Below are 16,465 nucleotides of genomic sequence, written 5' to 3' on the forward strand. Positions count from 1 at the left end.
GCAGATCAGGTGGTGCTTGCTGCCGGTCTTGGCGCGGTCGGTGGGGTTCGGGCCGGTCGCCTCGTCCCCTAATGAGTGCTGCGGGCCTGCCGTGAGGCAGGCTCGGTCCGGTAGCTGCCGGTGGGTGAGCACTCCTTCCCCCAGGCCCAGCATGGAGGCCTGAAAAAGATCGTGCCCCCACCGGTAGCCGGGAGACGTGATCGCTGATGGGATGTCGTGCCCGCCGCCCTGGCGTGAGCACTTGATCATTAGGTCGCTGACGGTTCTCCCGGTAGCTGCCCAGGTGCGTGCGAGCTGGGTGAGGGGAGATGCGGTGCTGCTCGTCGGCGATGACTGGGCCGAGGACCATCACGATGTTGAGCTGATGGATGCGGCGGGCAGGCGGCTGGCCCGAGCCCGACTGCCCGAGGGCGTTGCGGGGATCGCGGCGCTGCACGAGCTGATCGGCCAGCATGTGGGTGAGGACCCCGACGCCGCCGAGGTGGTCATCGGGATCGAGACCGACCGAGGCCCGTGGGTGGCCGCGCTGATCGCGGCTGGATACCGGGTGTTCGCGATCAACCCGCTGCAGGTCGCCCGGTTCCGGGAACGCCACAACGTCTCCGGTGCCAAGAGCGACGCGGCGGACGCGCACACCCTGGCCGACATGGTGCGCACCGATGCCCACCAGTTGCGGCCGGTTGCCGGTGACAGCGCGGAGGCCGAGGCGATCAAGGTGGTGGCGCGGGCGCACAAGACGCTGATCTGGGAACGCACCCGCCACAGTCAGCGACTCAGACACGCGTTGCGGGACTACTTCCCCGCCGCCCTGGAGGCGTTTACGGATCTGGCCGCACTCGACACGCTGCTGTTGCTGGGCAAGGCCCCGGACCCGGTCTCGGCGGCCCGGCTGACGATCCCGCAGATCAGCAAGGCACTCCAGCGGGCCCGGCGCCGCAACATCGCCGAGAAGGCCACCGCGATCCAGGCCGCGCTGCGCAGTGAGCAGCTCAGCCAACCGGCGGTGGTCACCACCGCCTACGCCGCCTCGGTGCGCGCCCAGGTCGCGATCCTGACCACCCTCAACGAGCAGATCAAGACTCTGCAGGGGGAGGTGGAGGCCCATTTTGGGCGGCACCCGGACGCTGAGATCATCCTGTCCCAACCCGGTCTAGGGATGATCCTGGGCGCCCGGGTGCTCGCCGAGTTCGGAGACGACCCCGACCGCTACACCTCGGCCAAGGCCCGCAAGAACTACGCCGGCACCAGTCCGATCACCCGCGCCTCCGGCAAGAAGAAGACCGTGCTGGCCCGCTACGTCCACAACGACCGGCTCATCGACGCCCTGTCCCACCAGGCGTTCGCCGCGCTCAGCGTCTCCCCAGGTGCACGCGCCTACTACGACCGGCTCCGCGCCCGCGGCGCCGGCCACCCCGGCGCCCTGCGCCAACTGGCCAACCGACTCGTAGGGATCCTGCACGGCTGCCTCACCACCCGAACCCTCTACGACGAAACAACCGCCCGGTCACACCACACCGACACCGCCGCCGCTTGACCTCCAAACCGATGGGATGTCTTTTCCCAGCCACCCGTGACCGTCGTGTCCCGAGGAGGTCATCCGTCATGACCCGTATCCGCGCAGGCAGCGTGGTTGACCACATCGTCGCGACCCTGCAGGCGGCGGGAATCCCACCCGACCCCGATCAAATCGACGCCATCGCCGCCGTGTCTACGACCGATCCGAACGCCCTTCGTGCCACTGTTGCCTCCGTTCTTCCCGAGTCCAGCCGAGTCGTGGTCACGGGAACCCTGGACCGTCGGCTGCTCGCGTTATCCACTCCAAAAAGTCCTGAATGGACTATCGCCGACCTGACTGGTGAACCGCACGCCACGCGGGCATGGCCCGACTGGGTCCGCACCGAGATTCATCTGCACCGGCCCGAGGAGTGGTTGAGCCCCGCGCACCTCACCGCCCAAGCGGTGCACCGACTGACACGCTCCCGGGTGCTTCTGGCTGCGCTCTACCACCCCGAGAACTTCCCGCTCCCCCGGTTCCCGCTCAGCATTTCCGACCTCGCCCGCGCCGCCCGCGCCACCCTGTGCGGCCAAGTCCGGCTTATGGACATGCAGCTCGACACGAGCCTGGCCGACATCGTCGCCGCCGTGAGCACCGAACATTTCGACAACCTGGGAGTGTCGGCGACCTTCGGTCAGCACGACCTGCTGACCCACCTGCTCGACACCGTCGCCGAACGTGAGAACCCACCGCTGGTGATCGCCGGCGGTAGCCTGACTGTGCGCAACGAGCGGATGCTGCTGGAGCGCTACCCGCACCTGTTGATTGCCCGCGGCGCCGGCGAACCCACGATCGCAGACCTGTTGGCCTACTGGCACCATGACCTCGAGCTGGAGCAGGTCCGTGGCCTCGGCTACGCCGGCGCCCCCTACGGCTCGGGAACCCTGGCCCTCAGCCGTCGGCGACGCACCGCCAGCACACCCAACCGGGCCACCACCGACTTTTTCCCCGAACTGGATCTGCTGGACGCGACCTTCGCCCACCGCGGTGTCGCCCAACTCGAAACGTCCCGCGGCTGCACCAACACCTGCTCGTTCTGCCCCCGCGGCCACAAGGGAACCTGGTTCGGCAGCACACCGAGACAACTTCCCTGGATCCTCGACGCCATGGGCGACGTGTTCGACCGGCACCCCGAGATTGCCCGGGTGCTCTACCTCGTGGATGAGGAGTTCATCGGCCGCGGGATCGGTGCCGTTGAGCGCGCCCTGGCTGTGGCCGACACCCTCCACGCCGCCGGCTTCCGCTGGGAGACGTCCTGCCGGATCGACCAGGTGGTGCAGCCGAACCTTGACCGCGGCTGGCATATCGACCGTGTCTGCCTGTGGCGCCGGCTTCTCAGCCTCGGGTTGAGACGCTGCCTGTTCGGGATCGAGTCCGGCGTCACCAGCATCCTGGAGCGGTTCCACAAGGAGACCACGGGCGGGCAGAACGCCCACGCGATCAGGACCCTCTCGGCGCTGGGGATACCGACGAGATACACCTACATCACCTTCGACCAGCTCATGACCGCCGAGGAGCTGCGCGCCTCCTACACCTTCCAAGGACGCCGCGACCTCCTCCTCCGGCCCCTTCCCCATCTGAACGCGGAAGACATCGTCGACGGCGTCCGCGACCCCGCCTTCATCGCGGCCCACGCCACCGGTCAACCGTTCTACACCGCGATCTCCTACATGCTCGTCGTCATGGAACCTCTCATCGGCGCCGCCTACACCCAGCGGCTCAAGACCGCCGGCCTGACCCGCACGCCACGGCCCAGCATGGGCCGCATCGACGCCGACTTCGCCGACTGGCGCATCGGCATCTGCGCCGACGGCGCCCAACTGTGGATCGACCGGCACCTCGCGTTCGACTACGCCCTCAAAAGCCTGGAAAAGATCCTCGACGGCCCACCCCGCGAACGCACCCGCTCCGCCCGAGTGGTGCTGAAGAAAGCCGCCTTCGACCTGCTCGGCGCGATGCTCAACCTCATCGACACCCACAGCCTGGACGAGCCCAGCCAAGCCCCGATGATGCGCGGGGCCCTGCTCGCCGTGATGGACCAGCACATGGATCGTCTGCGCATCGCGGTCGCCAACACCGTCCAGGAGCTGCGCAGCACACTGCCCGGCCACACGGCCCGAATCCTGAATCACGAACACCGACGCTGGTCGGACACCGGCGGCTGGCGCCTCATCAACGCCGCCAACGCCTGCGCCACCTAACCGGGCGACCCGCCCACCACCTGCCGCGTGCCCCAACCACCGGGGCTGGGGCACGCCGCTACCGTCCCCACCCGCAGCCATACACCGCGCCCACACGAAGGACCCCGATGCTGGACCTGGACGCCGTACTCGCCGCCGGATGGGCCGACCCCGAGCACTTTTCCCGGGAAGAGTTCGCCCGTGCCGAACAGTTCTGGCTCGCCAGTCGCGCCGAGGACACCCGCCTGGGGGCAGTACGGGCAGAAGCCGCCCGTCTCATCCGCTCGTGGACCGGCCGGCAACCTCGCGATGTCGGATCATTCGGCATCCAGACCAACCTGGAATCCAGCGACCTCGACCTCGACCTCGGCATCGGCTACCCCGCCGAGGCCCGCGACGCGCTCATCACCGTGATGACTCCCCACGCCTCCTTCGCAGGAGAACGCCGCACCCGGTTCGACACCACCAGGCTCGTCTTCTCCTTCACCCTCCACGGCGTGGAGATCGATGTCTCCGCACTCACCGAAGCCGACTTCACCGTCGCCTGCCGAATGCTCGACCACATCGACACCGCATGAGCCGCGACGATCGCCCACACCTGGGTCAAGCATCTACTACGCGAGGCAGGCCGCATGGACGACTACGCAGCCTGGAAACTCGTCGTCTACGCCCGCTTCTGCCCCGAGTTCCGCTGGGTACCGATCCCCGAACACTATCCCAGCTAGGAAAGGTTCTCCTTGCGTAGAGCTTTGCGGTACCAGTATGCACTACACGTGATTACCGTGACTGCAGCAATAACAAAGATTGGAACCGAGATAGTGAGCGGCACCAGTCGCGTCGCCAGTAGGAACGTGCCGATAGCCAAGAAGGTGTAGGCCATGACCATGGCGCGTCGCTCGCGTCGGGACACTGGCCGACGCAGTTGCCACAACAGACGACGCAAGAACAACGATTGGGACTGCGTCAATGCGCCCACCTCCCGATACTGCGGTACATGGGACACCCTACCCCTACCCGGGTATGCTTGAGTAGCTGGCCGGGGCGCCGTAAAGCTGGATTGGAACGGTGCATCACTAGGAAGAATGCGACTGATGTCCCGTATGCACCGATCCTCCCAGCATCATGAATCGAAAAACCGTGATTCAGCAGGTGTGGCGTGCTGGCTGGCCAGCACGCCACACCTGCACCTCACCTACTACTCGTTGGGTCAGGAACACGTCGCCGAGGCCGCGAGCCCATAGCCGATTCCTGCACCGGCCCCGATCGGACCACCAATGATGCCGCCAAGGGCTGCTCCGCCAATGGTTCCTGCAGCGCCGCAGAGGAAGCTTCCCCAGTCAAAGAAGGTTGCCATAACCTTCTTTTCGCTGGTTTGGGTAAAGTCGAACCGGTTGTCGCCCTTCAGTGAGTAGTGCCCGGTTAGCTGCCGACCGTCGGGAGTGGTGATCTTCGGGGAGATGTCTTCAACAACCTTGCCCGACTTGTCGAGGATGCGCAGGTGACCGCCGACCAGGTCCAGCGCATAGTCACCCCCGAAGGTAATCTTGAAGTGCGTGGTCGCGCCGTCGTGCCCCAGGAGTTGCAGCGCGTAGTGTCCGGCCTCGACAGGGGAGCTTGCACTTACCGGTTCGGGGCCCGCTGGAGCAGCGTTGGCGGTCACCGCCCCAGTCAGCAGGGTGGCGACCACAGCAGTACCGACGAGCGTAGCTCGGACGGTTCTGTTCTTCTTGCGCATGTCCTACCTCGCAGTTGAGTACTAGCCCTCGGATCGTCCAATCGGAAACAGCCGATGCATCGACCATTCAAGGATGGAATCTGTCCTATCACACGGGCAGAAAACAACACAAGGACATTCCATACAACGAAAGTAAGCAGTCTTGAAAGGATTTTTGTAACTTTCGTTGCATCAAGACCAGACCGAAAGGAACCCCTACCCTACATGCCATTCTTAAAGTTTTTCCCACTCCCGCCGCCAAGACGCGTCCAATTCGATACTCCATGTTGCATATCAGAGTTTTTAACCAAATGTCCTTTGCTGCGAAAAATGTCCGGCAATACACCGTCTAGGACCGAGCGTCACCGAGCGCTGAGCCAAACGAAAACAGGTGCCCCTCGCGCTCAACCGCCTGGGGAAAGGGCGGGAGCGCGAGGGGCACGGTGTGTCCACGCCCGCCGCTAGGCGTGGACGAAGGCCCGCCCGGGGACAGGGCGGGCAGTATCAGGGCGAGCGGTGGGCTTCCAAGGTTCGTTGCAGGAACGCGAGCGCGGTGACGGTGTAGCGGTCGGTGCCGCCTAGGTCGTCGATGTCGGCGTCGGTGATCTCGCCATTACTCCAGGGGTCCCAGCGACGGAGCGGGCGCGGCACAGCTCGTCCGGCGGAATCACCCTTGCCGGCGCCGACCACCTCCGCGACCACCTCGCCACACTCGTCACCGACTGGCACCACGCCGGACGGCCCCCAGCCACCGCATGGTCGGTCACCCTCCGGCACGCCGACACCGGCGCCGCCGATCTCCTCCTCCCCCACCACTGGACCCTCACCCACGGATAAGGCGGTCGGCCGGTGGTGTTTCGGCGACCGGGGGCGGCCCGCCTCGCGCGCACGACGGACTGTTAGTGGGACCCGGGGGCCACGAGCGCCAGGGCGACGCCGAAGAATTCGCCGCACCGTCCCTGACCAGGGGGAACACCGAAGTTCCACAGTGGACAAGCCGGGTGGCCGTGCGAGCTCGCGCCCGTTTCCCCAGTTCGGGGTGCGCGGTCGCCGGCAACGAGGGGCAGGGCCACGTTGTCCCTGGTCAGAGCCGCGGCTTGGGATCTGGAAGGCTTTTTCGGAGTTGTCGGGTGAAATCGGTGCCGGTGCTGCAACAGACAGAGTGAGGGATCCATGCCGAGGTGAAAGGGCGGCCCGTGCGCGTCGACCACCAGCGGTTCACTGCGCTGTACCACGACACCTATCGCACGGTCCACGCCTATGTTTACCGTCGGCTCCCACCCGATGACGTGGCCGACGTTGTGGCCGAGACCTACCTGGCGGCGTGGCGACGCCTGGACACGGTGCCTGTCGCCGACCCGGTGCCGTGGCTGTTGGCCACGGCCCGCAACCTGGTGATGACCGCGTGGCGGACCCGCCGCCATCGCACCGCCCTCACCGTCGCGTTGGCCGAGCTCACCCCGGTGGCTACCGAGCCAGACGTGGCCGAACGCCTCGCGGTGTTCCACGCCGTGGCCCGGCTGTCGGCCGCCGATCGTGACCTGTTGCTCGCCTCGGCGTGGGATGGGCTTTCGACCGGGCAGATCGCCGCGGTGTTGGGCTGCTCGTACAACGCCGCGGCCATGCGCCTGCACCGGGCACGCACCCGGCTGGCCGACGCCCTCCAGACCGTCACTGTGGAAGGAGTCACGCCATGACGATGGGACCCGAGCAGGCCGACCAGGTGCTGCGCCGGCATCGCCTCGACCCGCCCGAGGTTGACCCGCCCGCCCTGCACCCGCCGCGCACCCGGCGGTGGCGGCGTCCGTGGATCGCCGCTGCCGCCGCGATGGTGACCGTTCTCGGCGTTGCCTCCGTCCTCGCCTGGTCCCAGCGCACCACCGACGTGCAGGTGCCCCCGCTGCTGGAGTACCAGCCTGCCGCCGCCAGCGACCCGCAGAACCTGTTGCGCGAGCTGGCCGACGTCGCCGAACGTCAGGCGGTCGTGGGTTCGGGCAGCGTGCACTACGCCAAGACCCGCACGTGGTCGTTCACCACCGACGCCACCACCCGCGGTGACACGATCGGCACCGACATCCGCGAGGGCACCGTGGAGTTGTGGGAGCGCCCGGATGGCTCCGGCTACCGCACGACCAAGGGTGGGCAACTGCCGTTCGACACCGCCGACACGGTGGCGCCTCAGACGGACCCGCCCGCGCACTCCACCGGGCCGGTGCCCCCGGACCTGCGGGACCTCCCGGTCCGGGATGCCGGCTCAGCGGTGGTGGACCGCCTGGATGCCCGCAAGCCCGTCGGCGAGCTCCTGGACGACGTGGCCGACGCCTGGGTTAAGCGCTCGGGGGACCCCACGACGGCGGCAGCGGTGCTGCGTTTCCTGGCCGACCGCCATGGCCTGCAGGTGGCCGGCACCACCACGGATCGGGCAGGGCGTGCCGCCGTGGCGGTCTCGGCCGAGGTCACCCTCGGGCGCGGCTGGTTCCCGCACCAGCGCCGCTACCTGCTGATCGACCCCACCACCGGATTCCCCCTGGCCCTCGAACACGTCGCCCTGGCGGCCGACGCCCAGGCCCTGGGCATCCGCGTGGCCACCCCAGTGACCGTGCACTACACCCTGTTCGAGCGGGGCGGCTGGGTCGAGCAGGTACGCCAACCCCTCTAACCGATCCTCCTCGGCCCACCCGCACCGGAACGTGGCCCCCCTCCTCCAGGACACGAGGGGGGCCACACCGTCACGAAGGTGTCAGGCGTGGGCCTGGATCCGGCCGACGTTGTCGTTGAACTCGTGCAGATACATGCCCACCGGGGACTGGTAGCGGATGCTCCAGCCCTCCCTGCGGTGGGTGAGTGCCCGGTTGTAGATGGTCATCTCGGTGCAGCCGCTGTCCCCCAGGATCGACGACAGTTTCCCGGCCCACTCACTGTTGGGTTCGACTCGATAGCCGGCGCTGTCACACGGCCCGTCGTTGCCCCAGATCCTGGTCATGTCACCGCGAGCATCCCGGTTGTAGTTGATGTGCTCATACCAGTACATCATCGTGACCGGGTCGCCCGGGGCCAGACCGGCGGCACGTTGCCGACCAAACCAGGCCATCACCCGGGCCTTCGACTCGGCCTCGCTGCCCGCACACGTGCGGAACAACAGCGGCGAGTCAGCCTCCGGCGCCGGGGCCCTGCCGTAGACCACGTCGCAGTAGGTGTCACCGTCGCTGGATCTCTCCGCGGCGTGAGCACCAGGGACAGCGAAACCCAGCGCCGCACCCGTGGCCGCCACCACGGCGACCCAGCGGCGTACGCGTTGTGCCATGAAATGTTTCCCCTCCACAACAACAGATTCCGACATCACCCACACTCGGGTGAGTCCGACAAACGCTACCCACGGCATCCCGACAGACTCAATACGTAACACTACCCACAAAACAATGAGGACACGACCACGCACATTCCCGCAACACACCACCGAATTGCTCCAGTCAGCGGTGTTGCCGACGGAGTGTTCTCACCATTCTGCCCGGAATGACGACCACACCGTCGTGCGTACCCCTGTCGACAAAACCATTCTTCCTCACCGTGGCCGTATTCACTACACTCGTCGGCGGTCTCTGGTTCCTGCGTTCCCACACACCCGAACAACGCCAGGAACGCGCAGTCCTCGTTACTGGCCTGGCACTACTCAGCACCCTGGTCACCGTCCTCGCCTCCGACAAACTGTGCGCGCTCGACGTACACCGCTCCCCCCGAACCAAGACGCCGAACTGTGGTTCGACGAGTTCGGCAACGTCGCCACAAGCGACCCCCGCCGCGGGTTCCACCGCTGCGTCGGGCGGGACCACCCGGGAACTGTCCCTGGGAGGCGCGGTCTCGGCCCGCTACCGATCCAGAGGTCTTTGGGGAATAGATCCCTCGTTCCCCTCGAAGTTCGATCGTGATCTACAGCGAGACCTGGTTCTGTGCCGGGCCTCCTGGCAGCTACCCAGACCGGACTCCCACCGGCAAGCGACGACGAGCTGACGACCACAGATCACCTACACCAGGTCACTTCCGGTCTGCTGGTCGCGCGAAAGCGCGAGGCTAGCTGGATCGAAGCTGCTCCCGCCCTTGGCCCCGCGTATGGGCGACAACCACCCTTCACAAGGAACTGTCCAACGGGTCCATTCCGGGCGTGGAACGCCTTCACCGTCCTGCTGGCAACGGGTTCCCCACCGAGCGTGCAGTACGCCCAACCCTGCTGAAGCCTCACGAGGAGATTCCAGTAGGATTCCGGACCTCCCATCAGGTGAGGCGTTTGAGTGCCTTCTTGGCTTGGTATCGCAGGTTCTCGTCGGTGCTGTGGAGAGCTCGTTCCAGATGGGGTTGGGCGGGGGTATGGCGCAGCCGGCCGAGTCCCTGTGCCGCGGCGGGGGCAACGGTGGGGTCCTCGAGGAGGTCCAGCAGGATCTCAGGAACTCTGGGGTCTTTGGTCTTGGCCAGTCCAGGGTTGACGATCTGTGACCTGGCGTGGCCGAAGGAGGGGTCCCGAGCGAGTTCGATCATGTCATCGGCCACGGTAGGGTCGGAGAACTTCCCGAGCGTTTCGCCGATCCGCCAGCGGAGTTGTTCCCTGAAGTAGGCCGTGTTGTCCGGTCGTTGGGGATTTTCTACAGGGAGTGATTCCCGGAAGAGGCGTAGCAGGAGGGGGCGTGCCTGTTTCTTGGCGAAAGGCGCAGAGAGAGCGGACACTATGTCCTCAGCCAAGGGCGCGTAGCGGACCTTGGGGAGCCACTCCAGCAGCACTGGGACAGCAGCGCGGTAGTCGAGCGGTCGGCGCGAGGTCTCGTTGCCATCCTCATCGACGTGTCGGACCTGGACACGGTAGAGGTCTCCGACGCCTTCGAGCTTGTGGTTGATGGCTTCCAAGTCGGGCACGAGTTGCTGCAGTTCGGCCAGGAGGGGACCAGCGGCTTCGGCGTACAGCCGCCGGCCCTCCTGAACCTCTGGGTCCTCGGCGAGCGTGGCCTCAACACGCTCCCGGATACCAGGGTCGTTGGCGATACGTTCGACGATCTCCCGGTGAGACATGCCTTCGGAGTTCGTCCACGGCTCGTTCCAGTTGCTGCTCACGGGATGATCTCCTGCACCTGGATGACTCCTCGGTCGCGCAGCTCCTGAAGCTGGCGGGAGAGCTTCGTGCGGCCCCCGGTACGAACGTACAGGATGAATTTTAGACCGTTGGCCTGGGCGTACTGGAGGTAGTCCTTGAGCTGGGTGGACAGGTACTGGTACCGGACGTTCTTGGCCTCAGCGAGTTCCTTCTTGGCCCGGTTCAGGAAGTCGGGGATGCGTTCGCGCCCGTTAATGCTGAGGACTTCGGTGTTTTTGACCTCGCCACCCCTTGCCCGGCCGACCGCGGCTTCACCCGCTTGGCCGAGGGCGCAGATCTTCTTGCCGGAGTTGTGGACCAGTACGGCGAGGTCTCCGGCCGCCACGTAGTAGGTGTGGAAGCTGGCGACGGTGAGGTTGTAGACCCGGCGTTCCTCGCTCCAGGTATGGGTGGCGGTGACGGTGACGTAGTGGCCATCGGGCAGGCGGAGTCGGTCGTTGGGCTTGAGGTCCTTGGCATCGACCCATCGGCCGGGTTGGTCGGCCCAGAAGGGGTGGCCATCAGTGGCTGTGACAGCGCCAGCAACTCCATGGCCGTCAGTGACCGTCACGGTCACGAAGGTCTTCGTATCCTCACTGTTGATCAGGTCGATGACGGGTTGAGCCTGGGTTTGCCCGGTCGTTGGGTCGGTGGCCAGGACCTGGTCGCCGATCTGGACGTCCTGGATGGGTTTGCTGGTTCCATCACCGAGGAGGACTGGTGTTCCTGCGGTGAAGCTGTTGGCTGCGCACGGATTCTTGATCTGGCGGAAGATGTCCTGGATGAGGTTGCGGGTGTGTTCCACCAGCTTGCGAGCTGCGGCGACGGTCTGTCGGAACTTTCCGATCCCCTTGGCGATGCGGAAAATCACGACTCCTGCCTCGGGAAGCTTCACCGCGACTGCCATGAGCTTGAGTGGACCGAGAGTGTTGATGACCGTCCACAGGCAGCTGCTGATGTAGCCCTCGGTAAAGCAGCGCTTAGCGTCGGTCCAACCGATCAGGTCGAGGATGACTTGCCCCCCGTTGGCAAGGACATAGTCGAGTACGTCCTTGCGGGCGTCTGCCTGGGCGGTGCGGTAGTCATTGACGAGGCTGTCTCCGCCCTCGGCTCGCAGGATGTCCTCATCGCTGCGGAGGTGTCGGTAGTCGTCGTCGGGGTCCACCGCTCCCGGGTCCGGTTCTCCACCCACGCCGTTGTTGAGATCGTTGCGACGCTGGGCATCTTCATCTCGTTTCTGCGACTCTTCCCGGAGTCGCTTCTCCGCAGCGATACGGGCAGCCTCGGTCGCCGCGCGGGCGGCTGCAGCGGCGTCCTTGCCTGCCTGAATGGCGTCGGCACGGGCACGCTGGGCGGCGTCGTAGGCCTCGTCGGCAAAGACGCGGGCCCGTTCGGCCGATGCGATGGCCTGTGCGGAGGATTTGGCGGCAGCGCGGGCCGCAGCTTGTGCAGAGGTGGCCGCCTCACGGGCCAGGCGTGCCGAGTTGGCGGCCTGATCGGCCGACCGTTGGGCACGTTCCGCGGACTGGTTGGCGTCCCGTGCGTGCTGCTTGGCCTGGTTGGCGAGATTGCGGGCCTGGCGTGCGTAGCCGGCAGCCTCGTCAGCGGCGCCACGTGCGAGGGCCGCAGCTTCGTTGGCTTCTGCCGCAGACTGTCGTGCCTGCGCTGCCCAACGCGCGGCTCCGGCCAGGTACGCCTCGATTTCGGCGTTGTGCGCTGCGGCGTCAGCGTCCCGCTGCCGAGCCTTGTGTTGGCCGGTCTCCAGGAATGTCCGCAGGTAGGAGGCTGGTCCGGACAGGGCGGCCTGCGCCGCTGCTTTCACCTCCGGTCCGCCCTCGTGCAGAATCTTCGTGACGTCGATGCGGTCGTCTTCCTCACGGGCCTTGTGCTGTCCGGTACGGAGGAAGTCGCGCAGCGCCTGGACCGTGTTCTTGTCGAGCGCGGCTTGGGCCGCCGCTTTCACCCGGGGGCCACCGGCGTGCATGATCCGCGCAATCTGGATGCGGTAGTCATCCGCCTGGACCTCGTGCTGCCCGGTTACCAGAAACTCCTTGACCTGGTCATGTGTCCCGGTCAGGGCAGCGAGAGCGGCCTCACGCAGCTTGGGTTTGTCGGTGGTGTCCGCCAGGTACTGGACGCTGGCGCGGTCGTCCTGCTCGATGGCTAGGTCGAGGCCGGTGCGCACGAAGGCGATGGCGTCGTCGGGCGAGCCAGCCAACGCATCCTCGGCGGCGGCCTTCACCCAGGGACCCCCAGTCTTCATGAGGCGGGCGGCTACCATCCGTCCCTTGATAACAACGTCGGCCGCTGGTGTGGCTGGGTCTCGGGCTTCGGTGAGTAGGCGAGCGGTGTCGGACTCCAGCTTCGCTTTCTCCCCGGCCTCCCACTCGGCCCTGGCCTGGCGTTCGGCCTCGGCGCGTGCCTCGTGCTCGGCATCGGCTACGGCTTGGGCCTGCCAGGAAGCCAGTCTCTCAGCGTCGGCCTTGCGCGCGGTGTCATGAATGCGGCGCGCCTGCTCGGCGGCACGTGTCGCCTGAGCAGCGGCCCGGTTGGCCTCAGCAGCGTGCGCCGCAGCAACGTCGGCTTGCCCAGCCGCCTCGCCGGCATGCTTCGCGGCATCGTCCGCTGCCGCCGCAGCCGCCTCGGCATGCGCTGCCGCCTGATTGGCCGCATTCCGTGCTTCTTGAGCGTGACCGGCGGCTTCCTTGGCGATCTCCTGAACCACTCTGGCCGCGCGGGTGGCTTCCTCTGCGGCGCGCTTGGCACGAGATGCAGCAGCCTGGGCCGCCGCCGCGCTGGCGCCCGCCTGCCGGGCATAGTCACCGGCCTCAGCCGCTGCTGCTGAGGCTGCGGCAGCTTGCTCGCCTGCGCGGGCCGCTGCCACCGCGGCCTCACCAGCAGCCAATGCGGCCTGTCCGGCGGCCTCGGCTGCCTGCGCAGCCTTTCTGGCTCCCGCCGCCACGTTGCGCGCGTCCTCAGCCGCCCGACGTGCCTCCGAAGCGCGGCGTGCATCTTCGTGTGCGGCCTGGGCTGCTTGGTTCGCTCGAGTCGCTGCCTGCCCCGCCATTGCAGCCGCCGTCGCAGCCTGGCTGGCGGCGTTTGCTGCTGCGCGTGCGGCGTCGTTGGCGACCTCAGCGGCAGCGATCGCGGTCTGGGCCGCCTGCGCGGCCCGGTTCGCAGCATCCGCAGCTCGGCCGGCCGCGTCCGCAGCCCGCACCGAGGAGTCTCGCGCCGCCTTGGTCTCCGCCGCTGCCTTGGCGGTGGCTTGCCGTGCTAGACGTGCGGCATCCACGGCTCGATCAGCAGCGTCCTTGGCCGCCTCTGTTTGCGCCGACGCCCGCGCTCCGGCCTCTCTTGCCAGCTCCGCAAGCTCCGCGACCGACATCGTCTCCTGATCCCGAGCCGCAGCAACCTGATAACCCAGGCGTAAGAACTCGCGAATGTCCTCAATGGAACCATCTAGCGCGCGTTGAGCCACTTCACGAACCTTGGGTCCGCCGGTGGACAGCAGCTGCGCTACCCGTACCCGGTCATCCTCGTCCCGAGCCTGCTGATGGCCCGACTGCAGAAAACGCAACAGATCGTCGGTGGAGCCATCCAGCGCACGCTGTGCCGCTGCCTTCACCTTGGGCCCACCGGAGGGCAGGATCTGGGAGACCTGCGTCCTCAGATCCTCCTCCCACGGCTTCTTCCAACCGGTATCGAGGAAAGCGAGCAGGTCACCGACGGTTCCATCCAGTGCACGCTGTGCCGCCTCACGGACCCTGCGCCCGCCGGCGCTGAGGACTTGAGCAACCTTGACCCGCAGGTCCTCTTCGGCGGCTGTATGTTGTCCTGTGGTCAGGAATTGCCGAAGCTCCTCCGCCGAGCCGAGGAGTGCGGCCTCAGCCGCCTTGGCTACTCTCGATCCACCGGACTTCATCAGCTCGACGGCTTGGCGACGCTTATCGGTTGGGCCTGTGGAGGAGCTTGCCGGTGGCGGAGCCGCTGTAGGGGCGGTCACCAACCCCGCGATCAACCCGATGACAGCAATTACGAGAACGACAACGCGTAATCCCGACTGTTTCAAGGCCCGCCCCCGTTTGGTCTAGTCACACGCCAACCAAAAGCAGTCGCTCTGTTCGTGGCAGCAGACGCTAGCGGCAGCGCCACAGACGAGTAAATCGGCTAGATGGACTATTGCCGAGACCTTGCCAACGCCCTTCTACTAACCCTCGCATCCGAGCGGGTCATATACGACTACTAACACACCCATGAGCGAGGGGAGCTCAGATGCGTGTCCAAACCCGTCTACTCACCGTTGCAGTAGTACTAGCCGTTGTACTACCAGCGGGGGCGGTTCACTCCTCAGCAATTCCCCGTCCACAGGCCACACCAACATCAGCCCCGACATCTGAAAACGACGAGACACCACCGTCGATCGTGGAGGATTTCGTCCATCCCGGCGCTGAGCGGATCCTCACCGAGCGTGGCATCACTCTCCTCAAAGGTGATGGCAACATGATGATGGTCGAGTGCGGCCCCTCCGGGCTTATCCAAGTCCGAAGCGGAGAAAAAGGACTGATCTGTTTCAAGGCTACGCCTGCCCTCCCGGACAACAACGCAACCACCGGGGCCAGCACATCAACCCTGCGACCACCGCCCAGGCCAGAAGCCTGGCTCAAGATGCGCATTCCCGACGTCTACATCATCAAGGGCGATGACAACGAGGTATGGGCCACCATGACCTCCAACGGCAAGAAGGAAACCTACGACATCGAACGCAATGGGTGGACCCCGGTCGGAGAAGGAGCTGGCAAGGATCCGGCCGCACTCCTGGAGATTCGAGTGGTCACACCGTGGAGTAACTAGAGCGCTGCCTACAAGGAGAACAGCCCATGTCTCGAACACGTCGTTTCAAAGTCGCCGCCGCAGGGCTCTTGGGCAGTATCCTTGCCGCCCTGGCCTCGGGGAGCCCTGCCCGCGCCATCGCCAACGGCACCCCCAACTCGGAATACCCAGAACCCGAATGGGCCACGGTAAAGATCAATATTGACTACGGGGACCGTGGCTGCTCCGGCGTCTGGCTCGGTGACCAGTGGCTCATCACCGCTGCAAGCTGTTTCGCCGATGATTCCACCAAGGGGTTTCACATCCCGCCGGGACCCCCCAAGAAGTTCACCACAGTCAATGGCGTCAAGATCGTCCAACTCGTTCCACGAAGCGATCGCGACCTGGTACTTGCCAAAATAGAGAAACTTATCTACGGCCTGCCAGCGAGGCTTGCAGACACAACGCCACGAATCGGCGAAAAAATGCAGATCGCAGGCTGGGGACGCACCCATAACAAATGGGTCCCGAAGGACCACCAAATCGGCGAGGCCTCGGTAACCAAGATCACCGACACCACGATCCGCATCGCCGGACAGGCCAGCACCTGCAAGGGCGACGCCGGGGGACCCACCTACCGACAAATACCTACCGTCGGACTGGACCCCACGACAGCTCGGCCCCCCAGCCCTAAATACGAACTCGTCGCCATCCATGGCGCTTCGTGGCAGCATGGGTGCATCGGCGTCGACCAGACCCGCAACGGGGCCATCGAAGCCCGCGTCGACAACATCCTCGACTGGATTCGCGAGCAAACCAAGCACTAGTCATCATTGCCGGCGGGAATAGCATACTAGGCAGGTTGGTTTACGCGATTTCCGTATACTAACCACCACATTTCCCCAGGATCGTTTTATTGCTCCACATCAACCGGAAAGCCCCTCGCGCTGTCTCGAAGTAGGGGAAAGCGCGAGGGGCAACTCCTCTTTACGTACATCACGCTGCCGCTGAGCGCCCCCAGAGGGCTGCAGGGCTCCGGCGAAGTCGTTTCATGTCACGAGGAGCAGGCACGGCCTCGTGGTTGATCATGG

At 65.9% G+C, this 16,465-nt stretch carries 12 protein-coding genes; 7 read left to right on the forward strand and 5 right to left on the reverse strand.

The genetic code is table 11. The features are described 5' to 3' along the window. The first annotated feature begins 313 nt into the window (after positions 1–313). The 3 genes from IEY55_RS14750 to IEY55_RS14760 all read left to right on the forward strand — a co-directional run bounded on the left by IEY55_RS14750 (position 314) and on the right by IEY55_RS14760 (position 4,313). Positions 314–1,534, forward strand: coding sequence for an IS110 family RNA-guided transposase (locus IEY55_RS14750; protein WP_189058179.1), 1,221 nt, complete (start codon positions 314–316; stop codon positions 1,532–1,534). Positions 1,535–1,602: 68 nt separating this feature from the next. Beyond that, positions 1,603–3,756: a B12-binding domain-containing radical SAM protein gene (locus tag IEY55_RS14755; RefSeq protein WP_229686393.1), complete on the forward strand. Its 2,154-nt coding sequence runs from the start codon at positions 1,603–1,605 to the stop codon at positions 3,754–3,756. A gap of 107 nt (positions 3,757–3,863) precedes the next feature. Continuing rightward, positions 3,864–4,313, forward strand: coding sequence for a hypothetical protein (locus IEY55_RS14760; protein WP_229686394.1), 450 nt, complete (start codon positions 3,864–3,866; stop codon positions 4,311–4,313). 629 nt (positions 4,314–4,942) lie between these two features. On the opposite strand, the gene IEY55_RS14765 is transcribed toward IEY55_RS14760, so the two are convergent. Together IEY55_RS14765 and IEY55_RS14770 are read right to left on the reverse strand one after the other, a co-directional pair. After that, positions 4,943–5,470, reverse strand: coding sequence for a hypothetical protein (locus IEY55_RS14765; RefSeq protein ID WP_189058124.1), 528 nt, complete (start codon positions 5,468–5,470; stop codon positions 4,943–4,945). A 483-nt stretch (positions 5,471–5,953) separates the two neighbouring features. Continuing rightward, on the reverse strand, positions 5,954–6,280 hold the full coding sequence (locus IEY55_RS14770) for a hypothetical protein (RefSeq protein WP_189058126.1): 327 nt from the start codon (positions 6,278–6,280) through the stop codon (positions 5,954–5,956). Between the two features lie 365 nt (positions 6,281–6,645). Between IEY55_RS14770 and IEY55_RS14775 the strand changes: the two genes are divergently transcribed. Together IEY55_RS14775 and IEY55_RS14780 are read left to right on the forward strand one after the other, a co-directional pair. Further along, a complete protein-coding gene (locus IEY55_RS14775; RefSeq protein ID WP_189058128.1) occupies positions 6,646–7,146 on the forward strand; it encodes an RNA polymerase sigma factor in 501 nt (166 codons plus the stop codon). Continuing rightward, a complete protein-coding gene (locus IEY55_RS14780) occupies positions 7,143–8,108 on the forward strand; it encodes a hypothetical protein (RefSeq protein WP_189058130.1) in 966 nt (321 codons plus the stop codon). The genes IEY55_RS14775 and IEY55_RS14780 overlap by 4 nt, the downstream gene beginning before the upstream one ends. 81 nt (positions 8,109–8,189) lie before the next feature. Here IEY55_RS14780 and IEY55_RS14785 read toward each other — a convergent pair whose 3' ends face one another. The 3 genes from IEY55_RS14785 to IEY55_RS14795 form a co-directional block, all read right to left on the reverse strand. Continuing rightward, positions 8,190–8,753, reverse strand: coding sequence for a hypothetical protein (locus tag IEY55_RS14785; protein ID WP_189058132.1), 564 nt, complete (start codon positions 8,751–8,753; stop codon positions 8,190–8,192). Between the two features lie 965 nt (positions 8,754–9,718). Then, positions 9,719–10,546 (reverse strand): HEAT repeat domain-containing protein, encoded by an 828-nt coding sequence (locus IEY55_RS14790; RefSeq protein ID WP_189058134.1) that lies wholly within the window; start codon positions 10,544–10,546, stop codon positions 9,719–9,721. Further along, entirely contained in the window at positions 10,543–14,568 is a 4,026-nt protein-coding gene (locus IEY55_RS14795; RefSeq protein ID WP_268239315.1) for a polymorphic toxin-type HINT domain-containing protein, read from the reverse strand. Before IEY55_RS14795 ends, IEY55_RS14790 begins: the two co-directional genes overlap by 4 nt. Before the next feature lie 419 nt (positions 14,569–14,987). Here IEY55_RS14795 and IEY55_RS14800 point away from each other — a divergent pair, with 419 nt between their 5' ends. Both IEY55_RS14800 and IEY55_RS14805 read left to right on the forward strand, forming a co-directional pair. Next, the gene (locus tag IEY55_RS14800; protein WP_189058138.1) at positions 14,988–15,416 is read left to right on the forward strand and encodes a hypothetical protein; all 429 of its coding nucleotides are present in this window, start codon (positions 14,988–14,990) and stop codon (positions 15,414–15,416) included. 26 nt (positions 15,417–15,442) lie between these two features. After that, positions 15,443–16,201: a trypsin-like serine protease gene (locus IEY55_RS14805; RefSeq protein ID WP_189058140.1), complete on the forward strand. Its 759-nt coding sequence runs from the start codon at positions 15,443–15,445 to the stop codon at positions 16,199–16,201. The last annotated feature ends 264 nt before the right edge of the window (positions 16,202–16,465 follow it).

It is taken from the genome of Longimycelium tulufanense, from assembly GCF_014645795.1.
Classification (GTDB): Bacteria; Actinomycetota; Actinomycetes; order Mycobacteriales; family Pseudonocardiaceae; genus Longimycelium; species Longimycelium tulufanense.